Consider the following 19441-nt stretch of genomic DNA (forward strand, 5'->3'; position numbering starts at 1 on the left):
GGTCCTCATGTCCGAGATCCTGATCCGCGCCGCCGACACCATCCTGACCATGGACGGGACGCGCCGCGAATTGCAGGGCGCGGACATCCGGATCCGCGACGGCATGATCGCCGAGGTGGGCACCGGGCTGCATAGCGAAGGCGAGGTCGTGCTGGCCAAGGGCTGTGTGGTGACCCCCGGCCTGGTGAACACGCATCACCACCTCTACCAGACGCTGACCCGTGCGGTGCCGGGCGGGCAGGATGCGCTTCTGTTCGGCTGGCTGCGGACGCTTTATCCCATCTGGTCGCGCTTCGGCCCGGAGGAGATGCGGATCTCGGCCCTGGCCGGGCTGGCGGAACTGGCGCTTTCAGGCTGCACGCTGACCTCGGATCATCTGTACCTGTTCCCGAACGGGTCGCGGCTGGACGACACGATCCATGCGGCGGGCGAGATCGGGGTGCGCTTTCACCCGACGCGCGGCGCGATGTCCATCGGCGAAAGCGACGGCGGCCTGCCCCCCGATGCGCTGGTCGAGCGTGAGGCCGACATCCTGAACGATTGTATCCGCGTCATCGACGCCTTCCACGATCCGCGCCCCGGCGCGATGGTGCGCGTCGGTGTCGCCCCCTGTTCGCCCTTTTCGGTTAGCCGCGACCTGATGCGCGACGCGGCGATTTTGGCGCGGGACAAGGGGGTGATGCTGCACACCCATCTGGCCGAGAATGACGAAGACATCGCCTATTCGCTGGAACAATTCGGCTGTCGTCCCGGCCAATATGCCGAGGATCTGGGCTGGACCGGCGATGACGTCTGGCATGCGCATTGCGTGAAGCTTGACGGGGCCGAGATTGATTTGTTCGCCCGGTCACGCACCGGGGTCGCCCATTGCCCCTGTTCCAACTGCCGGCTGGGGTCGGGCATCGCGCCGGTCAGGGCGATGCGGGATGCGGGCGTGAAGGTGGGGCTTGGTGTCGATGGCTCTGCCTCGAACGACGCGGCCAACCTGGTGGGGGAAGCCCGGCAAGCCATGCTGTTGCAGCGGGTCGCCCAGGGGGCCGATGCGATGTCTGCGCGCGAGGCGCTGGAGATTGCCACACGTGGCGGCGCGGATGTGCTGGGCCGCCCCGACTGTGGCCGGATCGAGTTGGGCGCGCGGGGGGATGTCGCGATCTGGGATGTCTCGGGCGTGGAAAGCGCGGGGTCCTGGGATCCCGCGGCCCTGCTGCTGACCGGGCCGACGCGCGTGCGCGACCTGTTTGTCGAAGGGCGGCAGGTGGTGCGCGGTGGTCAGGTCACGACGATCGACCTGCCGCGGGTGGTCGAACAGGCGAACCGGCTGGCGCGGGCGCTGGCGGGCTAAGGCTCAGCCCGTCGCGCGGCCGTTGATCCAGGTGGCCCGCACCGCCCGGTCATCGCCCATCATGATCGTCGCAAACAGATCGTCCCAGTCGCTTTCCGCCCGCTCGGCCCGCTGCGCGATGGCAGGGGTCGAGGCCAGGTCGAGCACCGTCAGATCCGCCTCCATCCCCCGGTCCAGCCGCCCGATGTGGGTATCCAGCCGCAGCGCCCGGGCCGATCCTTCGGTCGCCAGCCAGATCAGCTGCGCCGCATGCAGGGGCGTGCCGCGCAGTTGGCCGATCTCGTAGGCGGCGGCCATGGTGCGCAGCATGGAAAAGGACGACCCGCCGCCGGTGTCCGTGGCCAGCCCGATGCGATGGCCCTGTGCCATCAGCCCCGCCATGTCGAAAAGACCCGAGCCGATGAAGGTGTTCGAGGTCGGGCAATGCACCAGCGCGGCCCCGACCTCGCGCAGGCGGTCCTGTTCGCGCGGCTCAAGGTGGATGGCGTGCCCATAAAGGCCGTTCGGCCCCAGCAGCCCGTGCTGTTCGTAGGTGTCCAGGTAGTCCCGCGCCTGCGGATACAGCGACCGCACCCAGGCGATTTCGTCAACCTGTTCAGACAGATGCGTCTGCATCAGGCAATCGGGATGTTCGGCCCAAAGCGCGCCCAGGGCCGCCATCTGATCCGGGGTCGAGGTGGGCGAGAACCGCGGCGTGATGGCATAGGACAGCCGGTCCACACCGTGCCATGCCTCAAGCAGGGCCTTGCTGTCGTCATAGGCGCTTTGCGCGGTGTCCTGCAGCCCCTCGGGCGCGTTGCGGTCCATGCAGGTCTTGCCGGCGACGATCCGCTGGCCCCGCGCCTGCGCGGCCTGCATGATCGCATCGACCGAGCCCGGGTGCACCGTGCAGAAGGAACAGACGGTCGTCGTGCCATGGGTAGCGGTCAGATCCAGATAGCGGGTCGCGATCGCGTCCGCATAGGCGGGATCCGCCAGGCGCATTTCTTCCGGAAAAGTATAGCTGTTGAGCCAGTCGATCAGCCGTTTCCCCCAGGAGGCGATGATCGCCGTCTGCGGATAATGCACATGGGCGTCGACGAAACCGGGGCAGATCAGGTCGCGGCCATAGGCGATTTCGGTGACCTGCGGCCAGTTGGCGCGCAGGGTCGCGGCGGGCCCGATGTCGGCGATCCGTCCGTCCTGCAGCACCACGCCCCAGTCGGTTTCGATCCGCAGCGCGGTCTCGGGCGCGGCGATGAAAGGGTCGTCCAGCGTGCGCAGCACGCGGCCGGTCAGCAGGGTGGGGTGGGGCATCGGTCTCTCCGGTTCGGCAGTGCAGCGTAGCGCGTGGGCGGGTCGCGGTAAACGGGCAGAAATCCCATGTGGATTACGTTCTGAACCATTGTTTTTCTCGGCGCTTGTCCTCTATGACACCCATGCAGAAGGAGCGACGACATGAGCGAAGAAAACCAGCCGGTCGAAGAAAACGAGCGTCCCGAAGAGGACAGCTATACCATCGACCGCAAGGTGATTGCGTCGATCCTTTATGCCGTGGACACGGACGACCGCGACAAGCTGGTCGAGCTGATGGAGCCGCTGCACGCCGCCGACATCGCCGACCTTCTGGAACAGATCAACGCCTATGACCGCCGCCGGCTTGTCCTGCTGTACGACAAGGAATTCGACGGTGAGATCCTGTCGGAACTGGGCGATTCCATCCGGGAAGAGATCATTTCGATCCTCAAACCCGACGTCCTGGCCGAGGCCGTGCGGGAACTTGATTCCGATGACGTGGTCGACCTGGTCGAATACCTGGAAGACGACCAGCAGACCGCGATCCTTGACGTGCTGGAAGACAGCGACCGGGTCGCCGTCGAACAGGCGCTGTCCTTCCCGGAAGAATCCGCCGGTCGTCTCATGCAGCGCGAGGTCGTCGCGGTGCCCGAGTTCTGGAATGTCGGCCAGGCCATCGACTACATGCGCGAACGCGACGACCTGCCCGAGCAGTTCTATCACGTCATCCTGACCGACCCCCGGTTCAAGCCGGTGGCGCATGTGACCCTGGGGATGCTGATGGCCAGCCCCCGCCGCACCCCGCTAAGCGAAATCACGGAACCCAGTTTCCGTACCTTCAACGGCAGCGTGGACGAAGGCGACGTGGCCTATGCCTTCAACCAGTATCACCTGATTTCGGCCCCGGTTGTGGACGACGACGAACGGCTGGTCGGCGTGATCACCATCGACGACGCCATGATCGTGCTGGACGAGGAACACGACGAAGACATCCTGCGTCTGGCGGGGGTGAGCGAGGAAAGCTCTCTTTCCGACCGCATCTACGAGACGACCAAGCGGCGGTTCCCCTGGCTGGCGGTGAACCTGGTGACGGCGATCCTGGCCTCGCTCGTCATTGCCCAGTTCGAAGCGACGATCGCGCAATTCGTGGCGCTGGCGGTGCTGATGCCGATCGTGGCCTCCATGGGCGGGAACGCGGGCACGCAGTCGCTGACCGTTGCGGTGCGATCGATCGCCACCAAGGACCTTACCGGGGCCAACGTCTGGCGGGTGATCTGGCGGGAAGGGGCCGTGGGTCTGATCAACGGCGTGATCTTTGCCGTGGTCATGGGGATCGTCGGTATCATCTGGTTCGGTTCACCCGCGCTTGGGGCGGTGATCGGCATGGCCATGGTGATCAACCTGGTGATCGCGGGGCTTGCGGGCACGGTGATCCCGGTGGTGCTGGACCGCGTGGGCGTTGACCCGGCGCTGGCCTCGGGCGCGTTCGTGACCACCGTAACCGACATCGTGGGCTTCTTCGCCTTCCTTGGCCTTGCCGGCGTGGTGCTGCTGTGAGCACCGGGGACCTGGCCGCGGTGAAAGAGGAAGCGCGCCGCGCGGCCTTTGCCCGACGGTCCGCCGCACACAAGATGAACCGGGGTGATGCCGCCGGCGTCCTGTCCGAGGTGCTGGCAGGCCATCGCGGTGTGCCGATTTCGGGCTATCTGCCGATCCGCACGGAAATCGACCCGCGCCCCGCCATGGCCGAGGCCGTGGCCTATGGCCCGGTCGGCGTGCCGATCATCGAAGGCGCGGGCAAGCCGCTGATCTTTTCGCAATGGGCCCCGAACATGCCGCTGGTCGATGGGCCTTTCGGCGCGCAGATCCCGGAAGAACCGCTGCCCATGGTGCCGCAGATCGTCATCGTGCCGCTTGTGGCCTTCGACCGGCGCGGCGGGCGGCTGGGCTATGGCGGCGGCTTCTACGACCGCACGCTGGAGCAGCTGCGTGCCAAGGGGCCGGTCATGGCCATCGGCTTTGCCTACGGCGCGCAAGAGGCCGAGGCTCTGCCGCTTGAGCCGACGGATCAGCCGCTGGATCTGATCGTGACCGAACGCCGTGTGATCGAATTCACCTGACGCCTGCGGCGGCCCCGCTGCCATTCCCGATTTACCGCGCGCCGCCCATGGGCTAAGACGCGCCGACAGAGCAGGAGGCCCAGACATGTCCGCCCATGGCACCCCGATCCCCATGCAATCGCTGGCCGCAGGGCCTCTGACCGGTACGGCCGATGTGCCGGGGGACAAGTCGATCTCGCACCGGTCGCTGATCCTTGGCGCGCTGTCCATGGGAGAGACCCGGATTTCCGGCCTTCTCGAAGGGCAGGACGTATTGGATACCGCCAAGGCGATGCGCGCCTTCGGGGCCGAGGTGACGGATCTGGGCGGCGGCAACTGGCGGGTGCAGGGCGTCGGTGTCGGCGGCTTTGCCGAGCCGGACAATGTCATCGACTGCGGCAACTCGGGCACCGGGGTGCGGCTGATCATGGGGGCGATGGCCACATCGCCCATCACCGCGACCTTCACCGGCGATGCCAGCCTGAACAAGCGCCCGATGGCGCGTGTGACCGATCCGCTGGCGCTGTTCGGTGCGCAGTCGGTCGGGCGCGAGGGCGGGCGTCTGCCCATGACCATCGTCGGCGCGGCCGATCCGGTGCCGGTGCGCTATGTGGTGCCGGTGCCCTCGGCTCAGGTGAAATCCGCCGTGCTTCTGGCCGGGCTGAACGCCCCGGGCCAGACCGTCGTGATCGAGAAGGAAGCCACCCGCGATCATACCGAACGGATGCTGGCGGGCTTTGGCGCGACCATCACCAGCGAAGACAGTGAAGAGGGTCGGGTCATCACCCTGACCGGTCAGCCCGAGCTGACGGGCCAGACCATCGTCGTGCCACGCGATCCGTCCTCGGCCGCGTTTCCGGTCTGTGCGGCGCTGATCGTGCCGGGATCGGACGTACTGGTGCCGAACATCGGGCTGAACCCGACCCGCGCCGGCCTGTTCGAGACGCTGCGCGACATGGGGGCGGACCTGACCTATGAGAACCCGCGCGAAGAGGGTGGCGAACCGGTCGCCGACCTGCGCGCGCGCTTCTCGCCCGACCTCAAGGGGATCGAGGTTCCGCCGGACCGCGCGGCCTCGATGATCGACGAATATCCCATCCTGTCGGTGGTCGCCGCCTATGCCGAAGGCCAGACCGTGATGCGTGGCGTGAAAGAGCTGCGGGTCAAGGAATCCGACCGGATCGACGCCATGGCCACCGGGTTGCGCGCCAATGGGATCGAGGTCGAAGACGGCGAGGACTGGTGGATCGTCACCGGGCGCGGCCATGGAAATGTGCCCGGCGGGGCCGAGGTGGAAAGCCATCTGGACCACCGCATCGCCATGTCCTTCCTGTGCCTCGGCATGGCCTCGACGGCACCCGTGCGGGTCGATGACGGCGGGCCGATCGCCACGTCCTTCCCGATTTTCGAACCGCTGATGGCCACCCTTGGTGCGCGGATCGAACGTCTGGCCTGACGGGGTTCAGGCGGTCAGCGCCTGTCCCCTTCCGGGTTTGCCAAGCCTTCCGGGATCTGGCATCAATCGCGTCCCAGCAGGAGAGAGTGCATGAGCCCGACACGTCTGACCATCGCCATCGACGGCCCCGCCGCGGCCGGCAAGGGCACCCTGTCGCGCGCCCTGGCGGTGGCCTTTGGGCTGGCGCATCTGGACACCGGCCTGATCTATCGTGCCACGGGGCGGCGGACACTGGACGGCACCGCCGCGCTTGAGGCCGCGCAGACCCTGACGGCCGAGGATCTTCAGGCCGATGACCTGCGCACCCCCGAAGTCGCCCGCGCGGCCAGCGTTGTCGCCGCCATCCCCGAGGTCCGCGCCGCACTGGTGGATTTCCAGCGCGCCTTTGCCCGCCGTCAAGGCGGGGCGGTTCTGGACGGGCGCGACATCGGCACGGTGATCTGCCCCGAGGCCGAGGTGAAATTCTTCGTCACCGCCTCGGACGCGGTGCGGGCCGAGCGTCGGTTCAAGGAGCTGGTCGAAGGCGGTCATGACGTCACTCTGGACGGCGTGCTGTCGGATCTGCGCGAACGCGACGCACGGGATTCGGCGCGGGCTTCGGCCCCGATGGTCGCGGCCGAGGATGCGGTGACGCTGGATACCTCGGACATGGATATCGCCGCTGCGGTCCAGGCCGCGATCCGTCTGGTGACCGAAAAGACCGGCCACGCCCCGGTTCAGTGATTGGGTTCAGGGACGGGGCGCAGGGATGCGCCGATTGGCAACTGTCTGAAAATTGAACCGATCGGACGAGTCCCCGCCGGGGATCTTCCTTTTTTCTGACATGGTTGCAGGCGATACTGCCTGAAACAGCTGTCGAAAGGCCGGGGACACGGCCGGGCAGCATCAGGCAGAGCAGCAAAGGCGGTGGCCGGCATGGGCACCCAAACGGGCATTTCAGGCAAACAGGCCGACCTGTCGGGCTGGGGACGGTTTCCCCGGCTGACCGGTCGGCTGACCCGCATCCGCAGCCTTGATGCACTGCGCAAGGCGCTTGGCCCGCACCCCGTGATCGCGCGCGGCAATGGCCGCAGCTATGGCGACAGCGCGGTGCAAGTGCAGGGCACGCTGGATATGCGCGGCATGGCCCATATGCTGTCGTTCGATGACAGCACCGGCGTTCTGGTGGCTCAGGCCGGGGTGCTTCTGGGCGATGTGATCGACAGCTTCCTGCCGCGCGGCTGGTTCCCGCCGGTGACGCCGGGGACCAAGTTCGTCACCCTGGGCGGCATGCTGGCCGCCGATGTGCACGGCAAGAACCACCTGCGCGACGGCAGCATCCGCCAGCATGTCGACTGGATCGAGGTGCTGGGCCCGGATGGGCAGATCCACCGCGCCTCTGCATCCGAGAACCCGGAGCTGTTCGACTGGACCCTTGGCGGCATGGGGCTGACCGGGGTGATCCTGCGCTGCGCCCTGCGTCTGCGCCGGGTCGAGACGGGATATATCCGGCAATCGCTGCATGTGGCCGGGAACCTGGATCGGGCGATAGAGGTCTTTGAAGTGGCCACCAGCCGCTATGCGGTGGCCTGGTTCGATTGCCTGGGCCAGGGTGCGGCGCTTGGCCGGTCGGTGGTCATGCTGGGCGATCACGCAGAACCCGAGGATCTGGAACCTGCGCAGCGCGCCGCCCCCTATGATATCCCGCGCCGCCGCCCCTTGCGGATGCCCGTGGATGCGCCGGGCTTTGCGCTGAACCGCCATACCCTGCGGGCCTTCAACGCGGTCTATTACCGGGCGCAGGCGCGCAAGGCGGGCGAAAGCCTGGTGGACTGGGACCGCTATTTCTATCCACTGGACACTGTGCTGGGCTGGAACCGGATCTACGGTGGCCGGGGATTCGCTCAATATCAGGTGGTGATCCCGCTGGCCTCGGCCCGCGCGGGGCTGACCGAACTGCTGGGCGCGATTTCGGATGCGGGCGCGGGGTCCTTCCTGGCGGTGCTGAAACGGCTGGGGCCCGAGGCCGGGCCGATCTCCTTCCCGATGGAGGGCTACACGCTGGCGCTGGATTTCCCGGTGTCCGACGCGGTGCTGGCCCTGCTGACGCGGCTGGACGCGATCACGGCAGCACACGGCGGGCGGGCTTATCTAGCCAAGGACAGCCGCATGACTGCCGAGACATTTCACAAGACAGACCCCCGCGCGGCGCGTTTTGCGGCCTATCGCGACGGGATCGGGGCGCGGGGCGTCTTTGCCTCGGCGCAATCGGAAAGGGTGACACTATGAACCGACGTGTGACGATCCTTGGGGCGCGGTCCGACATCGCGATGGCCTGCGCCCATGCCTTTGCGGCGGCGGGCGATGATCTGACCCTATGTGCGCGCCAGTCCGAAACCCTGGCCGAGGCCGCGCAGGATCTGGAGCTCCGCCATGGCGGCAGCGTCACCCTGCGGGAGCTGGACGTGCTGGACGTCGACCCGCAGGCCTTTGCCGATGACGGTGATCTGCCTGACGTGGTGATCTGCGCCGTGGGTGTGCTGGGCGACCAGCTGCTGGACCAGGACAATGCAGCGGCGATCCGGTCGGTGCTGCGGGCGAATTTCGAAGCCCCGGCGGCGCTGCTCTCGGCCTATGCGACGGCGATGGAGGATCGCGGATCGGGCGTGATTGTCGGCATCTCGTCCGTGGCGGGCGACCGGGGTCGGGCGACGAATTACGTCTATGGATCGGCCAAGGCGGGCTTTACCGCCTTCCTGTCGGGGATGCGCAACCGGCTGGCGAAAACCGGGGTGCATGTGATCACCGTGAAGCCCGGGTTCGTCGACACCAGGATGACCGAAGACATGGACCTTCCGGGTGCGCTGACCGCGCAACCAGCGGAAGTTGGCGCAGCCGTGCTGAAAGCCGTTGAGCGGCGTCAGGACGTGATCTATGTGCGCGGCGTCTGGCGGCTGATCATGGGACTCATCCGCCTGATACCGGAGCGCATCTTCAAGAAACTCTCGCTCTGATCCGGATGGGACCAGGGCCACGACCAGAGAAAATAACAAGACAGGGAAGATGGGCATCCACCCTTTGTGAAAGCAGGCAGACATGATCGACAAGACCAAGGAAACCCCGCGCGCCGACCAGGCGCATCAACCGCAACAAAGCGTGCCGGACTGGCGCCGTCTGGACTTTGCCTCGGACTGCCTGTGCCTGCGGTCCGAACCGGCATCGGACACGCCGCACGCGCCGCGTTAAGGGCGATCTGCGGCAGGCTGACGCAGGGATTCTGGCCCGGATGTTGACGCTATCATCGCCCGCAAGGTGTTGATATCGCGCCGTGTTTTCGGGCTGGAAACAGAGTGTCGGGGATTCTGCGCTAAGGCGAATGGTGGAACTGGTGTAGGCTGAACGTGTTGATTTTACTAACAACACGCTTTCGGAGGAGGATTTCATGACCTTCATGTTCACTGCACCCAACACGCCGATTACGCCGCGTGATCGTTCGACCAAGGACCCAAAGGTTGCCACGGAAGACCAGTGGCGCAGGTTCGATTTCGGGATGGATTGCCTGATCCCGGCCGAGGATTACGCCCTGCCCAAGGGGTACGAGCAGTCCCGGCAGGATTGATCCGGGCCTCGACCCCGGCAATCGACGACCCGGCAATCGGGCCTGAACGGCACGGGGCCCGGCAAGGGACAGCCCCGCATCCGGTGACAGGATCTGACGTCCAAAGGCGGCCCATGGCCGCCTTTTGGCGTTTTCAGGGGCAGGGGGTACTGGCCTTTTGCTCTTGATTTGTTGGTGCATTGGGGGTATCCGCCCTGCGTCGACAAGGCAAAAGCCGCGATGGAACACAGGCAGGGTCGGACCACCGGCCCTTTCTTCATTCCCGGCTTGCTCGAAATGACCAACCCAAGACCGGCGGAGACAACCGCTCGGCCAGTATAACCCTTGAAAAGGAAATCATAGGCCACATGGCTCAGAACGCATCCATGGAGGAATTCGAAGCCCTCCTGAACGAAAGCTTCGAAATGGACACGCCCGAAGAGGGTTCCGTTGTCAAAGGCAAGGTCATCGCTGTTGAAGCAGGCCAGGCCATCATCGACGTTGGCTACAAGATGGAAGGCCGCGTCGATCTGAAAGAATTCGCAAACCCCGGTGAACAGGCAGAAATCTCTGTCGGTGACGAGGTTGAAGTTTTCCTGCGCGCAGCTGAAAACGCCCGTGGCGAAGCCGTCATTTCCCGTGAAATGGCCCGCCGCGAAGAAGCCTGGGACCGCCTGGAAAAAGCATACGCAGACGACGCCCGCGTCGAAGGCGCGATCTTCGGCCGCGTCAAAGGCGGCTTCACCGTCGATCTGGGCGGCGCTGTTGCGTTCCTGCCCGGCTCTCAGGTTGACGTGCGCCCCGTGCGCGACGCCGGCCCGCTGATGGGTCTGAAGCAGCCGTTCCAGATTCTGAAAATGGACCGTCGCCGTGGCAACATCGTTGTTTCGCGTCGCGCAATCCTGGAAGAATCGCGTGCCGAACAGCGCGCCGAGGTCATCTCGAACCTCGAAGAAGGCCAGGCCGTGGATGGTGTCGTCAAGAACATCACCGAATACGGTGCCTTCGTTGACCTGGGCGGCGTTGACGGCCTGCTGCACGTCACCGACATGGCATGGCGTCGCGTGAACCACCCCTCCGAGATCCTGTCGATCGGCGAAACCGTCAAGGTTCAGGTCATCAAGATCAACAAGGAAACGCACCGCATCAGCCTGGGCATGAAGCAGCTGCAGGAAGATCCGTGGGATCTGGTTGCTGCCAAGTACCCGCTGGAATCCACCCATCAGGGTCGCGTCACCAACATCACCGACTACGGTGCATTTGTTGAGCTGGAGCCCGGTGTCGAAGGTCTGGTCCACGTCTCCGAGATGTCCTGGACCAAGAAGAACGTGCACCCCGGCAAGATCGTCTCGACCTCGCAGGAAGTCGAAGTCATGGTCCTGGAAATCGATGGTGCCAAGCGCCGCGTGTCCCTGGGTCTCAAGCAGACGATGCGCAACCCGTGGGAAGTCTTCGCGGAAACCCATCCCGAAGGCACCGTTGTCGAAGGCGAAGTCAAGAACATCACCGAATTCGGTCTGTTCGTTGGTCTCGACGGCGACATCGACGGCATGGTTCACCTGTCCGACATCTCCTGGGACGAGCGTGGCGAAGACGCCATCCAGAACTACCGCAAGGGCGACATGGTCCAGGCGGTTGTCTCGGAAGTCGACACCGACAAAGAGCGTATCTCGCTCTCGATCAAGAACGTGGGCGGCGACAAGTTCGCGGATGCCGTTGGCGGCGTGAAGCGCGGCTCGGTCATCACCGTCAACGTGACCTCCATCGAAGATGGCGGGATCGAAGTGGAATACGAAGGCATGAAGTCCTTCATCCGCCGCTCCGATCTGTCGCGTGACCGTGCCGAACAGCGCCCCGAGCGTTTCTCGGTCGGTGACCACGTCGACGTGCGCGTCACCAACGTGGACAGCAAGACCCGTCGTCTGGGCCTGTCCATCAAGGCACGCGAAATCGCGGAAGAGAAAGAGGCCGTGGAACAGTACGGTTCCTCCGACTCGGGCGCGTCGCTTGGCGACATCCTGGGCGCAGCCCTGAAAAACGACTGATCTGTCTGACAGATCTTCGGAAAACCCCGGCCATCGCGCCGGGGTTTTTTGTTGCGCGGATGGTGGGGCGTGAGGGTCCGAATCAGGGCCGCATGCCGCGCTGCAGCGTCACGCGATTCTGCGGCTGCTGTGTTGCGGCAAGGGATTTCTCTGCGCGCGCAAGGCGCAAAACCCCGATTTAACATGAAAATTTCGGCCCCCGACCCTTGCTAGTCTGTTTCGGGATGCCACAATTGATCCTATAGTCGTAACAAGTCCGATTGCGCTGCCACGTGACCTGGGAGAACTCGAAATGATCCGCTCTGAGCTGATTCAGAAAATCGCCGACGAAAATCCGCATCTGTACCAGCGGGATGTCGAAAAGATCGTGAACGTCATCTTTGACGAGATCATCGAGGCGATGGCACGGGGCGACCGGGTCGAGCTGCGCGGTTTTGGGGCCTTTTCCGTCAAGAAGCGGGATGCGAGAACGGGTCGTAACCCGCGCACCGGCGAAGCGGTCGAGGTCGAGGAAAAGCACGTGCCTTTCTTCAAGACCGGCAAGCTGTTGCGCGACCGACTGAACGGACAAGCCTGACATGAAATACATCCGGTATCTTTTCCTGCTCTGCCTCGCGGTGGTGCTGATCGCGGTCGCCTTGGCTAACCGTGGTGCCGTGGAACTGAAACTGCTGCCCGAAGGGCTGGCGCGTGTGGCGGGGATCGACCCGGGCACCTCGCTGCCGCTGTTCGTGGTGATCTTCGGCGGCGTCGTTGCCGGCCTGCTGATCGGGTTCGTCTGGGAATGGCTGCGCGAGCACAAGCACCGCGTCGAAGTGGACCGCAAGGCCCGCGAGGTCGGCAAGCTTGAGCGCGAAGTGAAGAAGCTGAAGGGTGAGAAGAACCGCGGCAAGGACGACGTCCTGGCGCTTCTCGACTGATCCCGATTGCCGTCCAGGGCCTTGCGCTGATCAGGCGCAATCTGGACGGCATCCCCCATCTCGCCTAGACCTGCGGCATGGATATTCGCGTCAAGATCTGCGGTCTCAGCCGCCCCGAGGATGTCGCCGCCGCCGCCGATGCCGGCGCGGTCTATGGCGGCTTTGTCTTCTTTCCGAAATCCCCCCGGAACGTGTCGATCGACGTGGCGCGGGACCTGGCGGTTGCGGCGCCCGTAGGGCTGGCCAAGGTCGCGCTGGTGGTGAATGCCGATGACGCCCTGATCGACGCGATCACCGGGGCGGTGCCGCTGGACATGTTGCAGCTGCACGGCAAGGAAAGCCCCGAACGGGTGGCCGAGTTGCGGGCCCGCACCGGGTTGCCGGTGATGAAGGCCGTGGGCATCGCCGGGCCCGAGGATCTGGAGCAGATCGCGATCTACGAACAGGTGGCGGATCAGATCCTGATCGACGCCAAACCGCCCAAGGGGGCGGATCTGCCGGGCGGCAACGGGCTGGCCTTTGACTGGCGGCTGCTGCAGGGGCGCAAGTACTGGACGCGGCCCTGGATGCTGGCCGGTGGCCTGACCCCCGACAACGTGGCCGAAGCCGTGCGCCTGACCGGGGCGCGTCAGGTCGATGTCTCCTCGGGCGTGGAAAGCGCGCCGGGGGTGAAGGATCTGGACCGGATCGGGGATTTCGTCCGCGCCGCACAGGGCTGAGGGGCGGGACGCCCCCGAGGGCTAACGGAAGCTGACCGGCTGAACCCACCATTTGGGATGCGCCAGGCGCTGCGCCATGGCCTCGGCCGCGTCTCGGGTGTCGCTCAGGCCAAAGCAGGTCGCGCCGGATCCGGACATGCGGGCCAGGCGACAGTCGGGATCCTGGCTTAGCCGTTCCAGAACCGTGCCGATGATCGGGGTGATGGCGATGGCCGGGGCCTCAAGATCGTTGCGGGTGGTCTTCAGCCAGTCGATCAGGGTCCTTGTGTCGGGGCCCTCGGGCAGATCGGGCATGGGCGGATTGTCCCGCCGGGTCAGTGCCTTGAAGACCGACGGGGTCGGCACCTCGACCCGGGGGTTGATCAGCACGCCGTGCAGGGCGGGCAGCGGGGGCAGGGGGGTGACGATGTCTCCGATCCCCTGCATCCGGGCGGCGCGACCGATCAGGCAGACGGGAATATCCGCGCCCAGGCGGTGCGTGTCGCGGGGCAGGTCGGTGCCGTGGATCTGCGCCAGCCCGCGCAGCGTGGCGGCCGCATCCGAGGATCCGCCCCCGATCCCTGCGGCGGCTGGCAGGTGTTTTTCCAGGTGCACATCGGCCGTCAGCCCGGCGAACTCCATGGCCTTTACCACCAGGTTGCGCGCGTCGGTCGGGACCCCGGCGGCGAGCGGACCTGACAGGGTCAGAGAGCCATCGCCCCGCGTCAGGGTCAGGCGGTCGCCCATGTCGGCAAAGACCACCAGCGAATCCAGCAGGTGATAGCCATCCTGACGCTGCCCGGTGACGTGCAGCGCCAGATTGATCTTGGCCGGTGCGATCTGCTGCACCGGGGATGTGTCTTGCATGGATCAGCCGCCGTTGCTTGTGTCCTGGGCCACTTTCAGGGGATTGGCCCCTTCTTCGGCCAGAACAGCATCCAGGCCAACCTTCAACTTGCGGCGGATGCGTTCGGCATCGCCCGCTTCGGGGTCGAAGGACAGGGCGCGCTGCCACTGGAATTCGGCTTCAAGCCGCCGGCCGACGGCCCAGTAGACATCGCCCAGGTGGTCGGTGACCGTGGGATCCACGGGCATCAGTTCTGCGGCGCGTTCCATGTGGCCAACCGAATCGTCATAGCGGCCCAGCCGGTACAGCGCCCAGCCCAGGCTATCCAGGATATAACCGCTGTCGGGGCGCGCATCGGCGGCGCGTTCGATCATCGACAGCGCTTCCTCCAGCTTTTCTTGCTTTTCGACCAGAGAATAGCCCAGGTAGTTCAGCACGCGGGGATGTTCGGGGTTGAACTGAAGCGCGGCGCGGAAATCGGCCTCGGCCTCGTCCCAGTGGTTCAGGCGTTCCTGGCAGATGCCCCGGACATAAAGGACAAACCATTGCGCGCGGTCGTCTTCATCGTAAAGCGACAGGGCCCGGTCATAGGCTTTCACCGCCTCCATGTAGCGTTCGGAGCCACGGAACAGATCGCCGCGCGTGCTGTGCACGATCGGCATGTCCGCGTGGGTCTCGGCCAGCTGGTCCAGCACTTCCAGCGCGGCATCGGCGCGGCCCGACCGGCGCAGCGCCTCGGCCCGGCCCAGTTCGGCGGCGTGGAAGGCGGGGTTGTCGCGCGGCACCCTGCGATAGGCGCGGGTGGCCAGTTCCGGGCGGCCCATGTCTTCCAGAAGTTCGGCCGACAGAAGGATCGCGTCGACGTGGTCGCGGCGCAGATCCTCGGCCACGCGGGAATAGATCAGCGTGTAGTCGTTCGTGGCCTCACCGCGCAGGGCGGCGGCAACGGAATAGAAGATCTCGGCCACGCCGTCGGTGATGCGGGTCACATGGGTGAAGGGCAGGGTCTCACCGGTTTCGAGCCCTGTCCGCATCGCCGACAGGCCGGGGTCCAGGTCCGTGCCGAACAGACGGTCCAGCAGGGCCAGCGCATCGGCGTTGCGGTCCAGTTGCGACAGCACCTCGATCCGGGCCATGGCACCACGGCGGGTCATCTGCAGGGGGCCGGCCTGTTCGTCGGAATAGATCGCCTCAGAGGCTTCGAAATCGCCGACCATCGCAAGGGCCAGGGCCTTGTGGTACAGGGCAAAGCCGCGCAGGCCTTTGGTCTCAGCCACGGTGTCGAAGGCGGCAAGGGCGGCGGTCATGTCGCCGGACCCCAGGCGCGCCCAGGCGGCCATCAGGCCATCGACCAGCGGGCCGACGCCGCGATCTTCGGTCACGCGGGACAGAACGGCGGTGTAATCGCCCGCCTCGAATTCATGGGCGGCCAGAATGGCGCGGGCGATCTGGCTTTCGACGCCGTTCTTTTCCATCCGTTCGGCCACGGGCACGGCGCGGGCCAGGTCCCCGGCCGAGAGCTGCGACAGGGCGGCCCCCTCAAGCAGCTGCGGATTCTTCGGATCATCCCCAAGGGCGCGTATGTAGTAATAGACGGCCGCATCGAAATCGCCGGCCATGCGCGCCTGCCGCGCGGCCAGGTAATCGCCTGAATTGCCGGCAAATGCCGGCGTTGCCAACGTCGTGGTCGCCGTCAGGGCCAAGGCAGTCAGAAACTTTGCAGTCAGGATCTTGCGTTTGGTCATGTGGTCCCTCGCCTCACTTGGGGTCAGGTCAGGGTAAGGGGACTTCGTTACCAAAAGCAATGCGGGGCACCGGTGGATGCCCCGCATTTAAGAAATTGTGATCGGTCGACGACAGGGGGCCGTCAACCTGCTGATTTATTGGGCCAGCTTACATGTTCGGATAGTTCGGGCCGTCGCCGCCCTGGGGCGTGGTCCAGACGATGTTCTGGGACGGATCCTTGATGTCGCAGGTCTTGCAGTGCACGCAGTTCTGGAAGTTGATGACAAAGCGCGTGTCCTTGCCTTCTTCCTCGACGAATTCGTAGACGCCTGCCGGGCAATAGCGCGACGAGGGGCCGGCGTATTTCGGCAGGTTGTCCAGAACCGGCACGTTCGGGTCCTTCAGTTTCAGGTGCGCCGGCTGGCTTTCCTCGTGGTTGGTCATCGAGAAGCTGACGTTGGTCAGGCGATCGAAGGACAGCTTGCCGTCGGGCTTGGGATAGTCGATCGGCTTGTGCTGCGATGCCATTTCGGTCGCTTGGGCGTCGGTCTTACCGTGTTTCAGCGTGCCCAGCAGTGAGAAGCCGAAGGTGTTGGTCCACATGTCGAACCCGCCCAGCCCCAAAGAGGCCACGAGCCCGTACTTGGACCACAGCGGTTTCACGTTGCGCACCTTCTTCAGGTCCTTGCCGATCGGGCCCTTGCGCACGGCTTCTTCATAGTCGTGCAGCTCGTCGCCCGAGCGGCCGGCCTTGATCGCGGCATGGGCGGCTTCGGCCGCGGCCTTGCCGGACAGCATGGCGTTGTGGTTGCCCTTGATGCGCGGCACGTTGACCATGCCGACGGAACAGCCCAGCAGCGCCACGCCGGGCGCAACCATCTGCGGCATCGACTGATAGCCGCCTTCGGAAATCGCCCGCGCGCCATAGGCCACGCGCTTGCCGCCTTCCAGCAGCTCGGCGACCATCGGGTGGTGCTTGAAGCGCTGGAATTCCATGTAGGGGAACAGGTGCGGGTTCTTGTAGTTCAGGTGAACCACGAAGCCGATCAGCACCTGGTTGTTCTCGAAGTGATAGATGAACGAGCCGCCGCCGGCATTGCCGCCCAGGGGCCAGCCCATGGTGTGGGTGACGGTACCTTCCTTGTGCTTGGCCGGATCGATTTCCCAGATCTCTTTCATGCCAAGGCCGAATTTCTGCGGCTCCTTGCCGTCGGACAGGCCGTACTTCTCGATCACTTCCTTCGACAGCGACCCGCGCACGCCTTCCGACAGGAAGACGTATTTGCCGTGCAGCTCCATCCCCGGCTCATAGCCCGGGCCCTGCGTGCCATCGGGGTTCAGGCCGAATTCACCGGCCACGACGCCCTTGATGTCGCCGTTGTCGCCATAGACCAGTTCCGAACAGGCCATGCCCGGGAAGATCTCGACGCCCAGTTCCTCGGCCTGTTCCGCCATCCAGCGGCAGACGTTGCCCATCGACACGATGTAGTTGCCGTGGTTGTTCATCAGCGGCGGCATGGGGAAGTTCGGCACGCGCAGCTTGCCTGCCTCGCCCAGCATGTAGAAGTTGTCTTCCTTGACCGGAACGTTCAGGGGGGCACCCTTTTCCTTCCAGTCGGGGATCAGCGCGTCCAGGCCGCAGGGATCCAGAACCGCGCCCGAGAGGATATGCGCGCCCACTTCCGAGCCCTTTTCAAGCACCACGACTTCCATGTCGGGATCAAGCTGCTTCAGGCGGATCGCCGCGCTGAGGCCAGCGGGGCCGGCACCGACGATGACCACATCGTATTCCATCGTTTCGCGCTGCACTTCGGACATTTGATTCCTCTCCCTTCGCGGGTCATTTGCGAAATTTTGTTTCGCCGTGGATATCGCGCCGCGGTGCGGCGGGTCAATTGCGACAGAGCGTCATTTTGACCGATCGGTCACCAAAATCACGGTTTTTCTTCGGTCAATGGCGCGTCACCCAGCATATAGCGCGGTCCGGGCCCCTGTCTCGCCGCGCGGTCGCCGGGATTGTACAGGCCGCACCGGTCCAGTGACAGGCAGCCGCAGCCGATGCAGCCGTCCAGGTCGTCGCGCAGGCGGGTCAGCTGATCGATTCGGCGGTCCAGGTCGGCGCGGTAGGTCGCGGACAGGCGTCTCCAGTCGGCGGCGGTCGGGGTGCGACCCTCGGGCAGGGAGGAGAGCTGATCGCGGATCTCGGCGATCGAGAAGCCAAGGCTCTGGGCGATCATGATGAAGCTGAGCCTGCGGATATCCGCCTTTTCGAACTGGCGCTGTCCGCCGGGGCCGCGACCCGGCGCAATCAGCCCCTGATCTTCGTAGTACCGGATGGCCGATGCGGCCAGACCGGTGCGACCGGCGATATGGCTGATGGATAAGCCTCTGTTTTTCATCAACTCATACCCCTTGCCTTCAAGTTAACTTGAGGAATTACAAAGCAGGGGTCAACGACGAAAGGGACACAGATGATTACCTTGGAGCACGCAAATGTCACCGTTTCCGATCCTGATGCGACTGCGGCCTGGCTGGCCAAGGTCTTTGGCTGGCACATTCGCTGGTCGGGACCCGCGATGCAGACCGGTCGAACCGTCCATGTGGGAACACCCCAGGCTTATGTCGCGCTCTTTTCCCACGGAGAAACGCAGACAACAGATGCGGATAGCTATCGCACTGTCGGCATGCTGAACCACCTGGCGGTCTTCACCGACGAAGACATCGACGCGGTCGAGGGGCGGGTGAAGGCGGCCGGGTTCACGCCGATCAACCACAACGACTATGCCCCCGGACGGCGCTTCTATTTCCACGATTCCGACGGGATCGAATGGGAAGTCGCCTCGCACCAGGGATGATGGCCATTTCACTTGCATTTGCCGGCCCGATTGGGTTGGGTAGCCGGACCTGATTTGTAGCGAAGGGGCCTTGGTGAAAGGCCCCTTCGTCATTGCCGTGGAGGACCGAATGGAAAAGATCCCGATGACCCGCGCCGGTTTCGTTGCCCTCGAAGCCGAGTTGAAGCATCTCAAAAGCGTGGAACGTCCCGAGATCATCAAGGCCATCGCCGAAGCGCGTGAGCTGGGTGATTTGTCGGAGAACGCGGAATACCATTCGGCGCGCGAAAAGCAGTCCTTCATCGAAGGCCGCATCAAGGAACTTGAAGGCGTGATTTCCCTGGCCGACGTCATCGACCCCAAGACCCTGTCCGGTGCGGTGAAATTCGGTGCCAAGGTCACCGTCGTGGACGAGGACACCGACGAAGAGAAGAACTGGCAGATCGTTGGCGAATACGAAGCCAACATCGAAAAGGGTCTTCTGAACGTCAAATCCCCGATCGCGCGGGCGCTGATCGGCAAGGACGAAGGCGATTCCGTCGAGGTTCGCACGCCGGGCGGGCAGCGGTCCTATGAGATTCTCAAGATTGAATATAGTTGAATAGGGACCACAGCGATTCCCC

The 19441-nt window shown here is 64.8% G+C and carries 20 protein-coding genes; 15 read left to right on the forward strand and 5 right to left on the reverse strand.

Annotation, left to right across the window (positions count from 1 at the left end):
* Positions 1 to 7: 7 nt before the first annotated feature.
* A complete protein-coding gene (locus BMX99_RS09085; RefSeq protein ID WP_093450336.1) occupies positions 8 to 1342 on the forward strand; it encodes an 8-oxoguanine deaminase in 1335 nt (444 codons plus the stop codon).
* 3 nt (positions 1343 to 1345) lie between these two features.
* Here the strand turns inward: BMX99_RS09085 and guaD are convergent, their stop codons facing one another.
* Positions 1346 to 2638: a guanine deaminase gene (guaD, locus tag BMX99_RS09090; protein ID WP_093450339.1), complete on the reverse strand. Its 1293-nt coding sequence runs from the start codon at positions 2636 to 2638 to the stop codon at positions 1346 to 1348.
* A 141-nt stretch (positions 2639 to 2779) separates the two neighbouring features.
* On the opposite strand from guaD, the gene mgtE reads away from it, so the two are divergent.
* The 12 genes from mgtE to BMX99_RS09140 all read left to right on the forward strand — a co-directional run bounded on the left by mgtE (position 2780) and on the right by BMX99_RS09140 (position 13433).
* Positions 2780 to 4174, forward strand: coding sequence for a magnesium transporter (mgtE, locus tag BMX99_RS09095; RefSeq protein WP_093450342.1), 1395 nt, complete (start codon positions 2780 to 2782; stop codon positions 4172 to 4174).
* The gene (locus tag BMX99_RS09100; RefSeq protein ID WP_093450345.1) at positions 4171 to 4737 is read left to right on the forward strand and encodes a 5-formyltetrahydrofolate cyclo-ligase; all 567 of its coding nucleotides are present in this window, start codon (positions 4171 to 4173) and stop codon (positions 4735 to 4737) included. Before mgtE ends, BMX99_RS09100 begins: the two co-directional genes overlap by 4 nt.
* An 85-nt stretch (positions 4738 to 4822) precedes the next feature.
* On the forward strand, positions 4823 to 6172 hold the full coding sequence (gene aroA, locus BMX99_RS09105) for a 3-phosphoshikimate 1-carboxyvinyltransferase (protein WP_093450348.1): 1350 nt from the start codon (positions 4823 to 4825) through the stop codon (positions 6170 to 6172).
* Positions 6173 to 6262: 90 nt separating this feature from the next.
* Positions 6263 to 6895: a (d)CMP kinase gene (locus BMX99_RS09110; RefSeq protein WP_093450351.1), complete on the forward strand. Its 633-nt coding sequence runs from the start codon at positions 6263 to 6265 to the stop codon at positions 6893 to 6895.
* Positions 6896 to 7087: 192 nt separating this feature from the next.
* Complete coding sequence (locus tag BMX99_RS09115) at positions 7088 to 8440, forward strand: FAD-binding oxidoreductase (RefSeq protein WP_093450354.1); 1353 nt, start codon at positions 7088 to 7090, stop codon at positions 8438 to 8440.
* On the forward strand, positions 8437 to 9165 hold the full coding sequence (locus tag BMX99_RS09120; protein WP_093450356.1) for an SDR family oxidoreductase: 729 nt from the start codon (positions 8437 to 8439) through the stop codon (positions 9163 to 9165). The genes BMX99_RS09115 and BMX99_RS09120 overlap by 4 nt, the downstream gene beginning before the upstream one ends.
* A gap of 82 nt (positions 9166 to 9247) precedes the next feature.
* Entirely contained in the window at positions 9248 to 9397 is a 150-nt protein-coding gene (locus BMX99_RS19650) for a hypothetical protein (RefSeq protein WP_170848692.1), read from the forward strand.
* A gap of 196 nt (positions 9398 to 9593) precedes the next feature.
* On the forward strand, positions 9594 to 9770 hold the full coding sequence (locus tag BMX99_RS19655; protein ID WP_170848693.1) for a hypothetical protein: 177 nt from the start codon (positions 9594 to 9596) through the stop codon (positions 9768 to 9770).
* A 347-nt stretch (positions 9771 to 10117) separates the two neighbouring features.
* Positions 10118 to 11794, forward strand: a complete 1677-nt coding sequence (gene rpsA, locus BMX99_RS09125) for a 30S ribosomal protein S1 (protein WP_093450359.1) — start codon at positions 10118 to 10120, stop codon at positions 11792 to 11794.
* A 292-nt stretch (positions 11795 to 12086) separates the two neighbouring features.
* On the forward strand, positions 12087 to 12371 hold the full coding sequence (gene ihfB, locus BMX99_RS09130) for an integration host factor subunit beta (protein ID WP_009806213.1): 285 nt from the start codon (positions 12087 to 12089) through the stop codon (positions 12369 to 12371).
* Between the two features lies 1 nt (position 12372).
* Positions 12373 to 12714: a lipopolysaccharide assembly protein LapA domain-containing protein gene (locus BMX99_RS09135; RefSeq protein ID WP_093450361.1), complete on the forward strand. Its 342-nt coding sequence runs from the start codon at positions 12373 to 12375 to the stop codon at positions 12712 to 12714.
* Between the two features lie 77 nt (positions 12715 to 12791).
* Positions 12792 to 13433 (forward strand): phosphoribosylanthranilate isomerase, encoded by a 642-nt coding sequence (locus BMX99_RS09140; protein ID WP_093450364.1) that lies wholly within the window; start codon positions 12792 to 12794, stop codon positions 13431 to 13433.
* Between the two features lie 21 nt (positions 13434 to 13454).
* Here the strand turns inward: BMX99_RS09140 and BMX99_RS09145 are convergent, their stop codons facing one another.
* From BMX99_RS09145 to soxR, 4 genes are all read right to left on the reverse strand, one after another.
* Positions 13455 to 14279: a 4-(cytidine 5'-diphospho)-2-C-methyl-D-erythritol kinase gene (locus BMX99_RS09145; RefSeq protein ID WP_093450367.1), complete on the reverse strand. Its 825-nt coding sequence runs from the start codon at positions 14277 to 14279 to the stop codon at positions 13455 to 13457.
* Positions 14280 to 14282: 3 nt separating this feature from the next.
* On the reverse strand, positions 14283 to 16004 hold the full coding sequence (locus BMX99_RS09150) for a tetratricopeptide repeat protein (protein WP_093450370.1): 1722 nt from the start codon (positions 16002 to 16004) through the stop codon (positions 14283 to 14285).
* 148 nt (positions 16005 to 16152) lie between these two features.
* Positions 16153 to 17802, reverse strand: coding sequence for an electron transfer flavoprotein-ubiquinone oxidoreductase (locus BMX99_RS09155; RefSeq protein WP_093450373.1), 1650 nt, complete (start codon positions 17800 to 17802; stop codon positions 16153 to 16155).
* 116 nt (positions 17803 to 17918) lie between these two features.
* Complete coding sequence (gene soxR / locus BMX99_RS09160) at positions 17919 to 18383, reverse strand: redox-sensitive transcriptional activator SoxR (RefSeq protein WP_170848694.1); 465 nt, start codon at positions 18381 to 18383, stop codon at positions 17919 to 17921.
* Positions 18384 to 18455: 72 nt separating this feature from the next.
* On the opposite strand from soxR, the gene BMX99_RS09165 reads away from it, so the two are divergent.
* Complete coding sequence (locus tag BMX99_RS09165) at positions 18456 to 18839, forward strand: VOC family protein (protein WP_093450379.1); 384 nt, start codon at positions 18456 to 18458, stop codon at positions 18837 to 18839.
* A 109-nt stretch (positions 18840 to 18948) separates the two neighbouring features.
* Positions 18949 to 19419, forward strand: a complete 471-nt coding sequence (gene greA, locus BMX99_RS09170; RefSeq protein WP_093450381.1) for a transcription elongation factor GreA — start codon at positions 18949 to 18951, stop codon at positions 19417 to 19419.
* The last annotated feature ends 22 nt before the right edge of the window (positions 19420 to 19441 follow it).

Source organism: Pseudooceanicola nitratireducens (assembly GCF_900109195.1).
GTDB classification, from domain to species: Bacteria; Pseudomonadota; Alphaproteobacteria; order Rhodobacterales; family Rhodobacteraceae; genus Pseudooceanicola; species Pseudooceanicola nitratireducens.

Coding starts and splice junctions, on each gene's coding strand:
- BMX99_RS09085 (WP_093450336.1), top strand. CDS start 8: ATGTCCGAGATCCTGATCCGCGCCGCCGACACCATCCTGACCATGGAC.
- guaD (WP_093450339.1), bottom strand. CDS start 2,638: ATGCCCCACCCCACCCTGCTGACCGGCCGCGTGCTGCGCACGCTGGAC.
- mgtE (WP_093450342.1), top strand. CDS start 2,780: ATGAGCGAAGAAAACCAGCCGGTCGAAGAAAACGAGCGTCCCGAAGAG.
- aroA (WP_093450348.1), top strand. CDS start 4,823: ATGTCCGCCCATGGCACCCCGATCCCCATGCAATCGCTGGCCGCAGGG.
- BMX99_RS09110 (WP_093450351.1), top strand. CDS start 6,263: ATGAGCCCGACACGTCTGACCATCGCCATCGACGGCCCCGCCGCGGCC.
- BMX99_RS09115 (WP_093450354.1), top strand. CDS start 7,088: ATGGGCACCCAAACGGGCATTTCAGGCAAACAGGCCGACCTGTCGGGC.
- BMX99_RS09120 (WP_093450356.1), top strand. CDS start 8,437: ATGAACCGACGTGTGACGATCCTTGGGGCGCGGTCCGACATCGCGATG.
- BMX99_RS19650 (WP_170848692.1), top strand. CDS start 9,248: ATGATCGACAAGACCAAGGAAACCCCGCGCGCCGACCAGGCGCATCAA.
- BMX99_RS19655 (WP_170848693.1), top strand. CDS start 9,594: ATGACCTTCATGTTCACTGCACCCAACACGCCGATTACGCCGCGTGAT.
- rpsA (WP_093450359.1), top strand. CDS start 10,118: ATGGCTCAGAACGCATCCATGGAGGAATTCGAAGCCCTCCTGAACGAA.
- ihfB (WP_009806213.1), top strand. CDS start 12,087: ATGATCCGCTCTGAGCTGATTCAGAAAATCGCCGACGAAAATCCGCAT.
- BMX99_RS09135 (WP_093450361.1), top strand. CDS start 12,373: ATGAAATACATCCGGTATCTTTTCCTGCTCTGCCTCGCGGTGGTGCTG.
- BMX99_RS09140 (WP_093450364.1), top strand. CDS start 12,792: ATGGATATTCGCGTCAAGATCTGCGGTCTCAGCCGCCCCGAGGATGTC.
- BMX99_RS09145 (WP_093450367.1), bottom strand. CDS start 14,279: ATGCAAGACACATCCCCGGTGCAGCAGATCGCACCGGCCAAGATCAAT.
- BMX99_RS09150 (WP_093450370.1), bottom strand. CDS start 16,004: ATGACCAAACGCAAGATCCTGACTGCAAAGTTTCTGACTGCCTTGGCC.
- BMX99_RS09155 (WP_093450373.1), bottom strand. CDS start 17,802: ATGTCCGAAGTGCAGCGCGAAACGATGGAATACGATGTGGTCATCGTC.
- soxR (WP_170848694.1), bottom strand. CDS start 18,383: ATGAAAAACAGAGGCTTATCCATCAGCCATATCGCCGGTCGCACCGGT.
- BMX99_RS09165 (WP_093450379.1), top strand. CDS start 18,456: ATGATTACCTTGGAGCACGCAAATGTCACCGTTTCCGATCCTGATGCG.
- greA (WP_093450381.1), top strand. CDS start 18,949: ATGGAAAAGATCCCGATGACCCGCGCCGGTTTCGTTGCCCTCGAAGCC.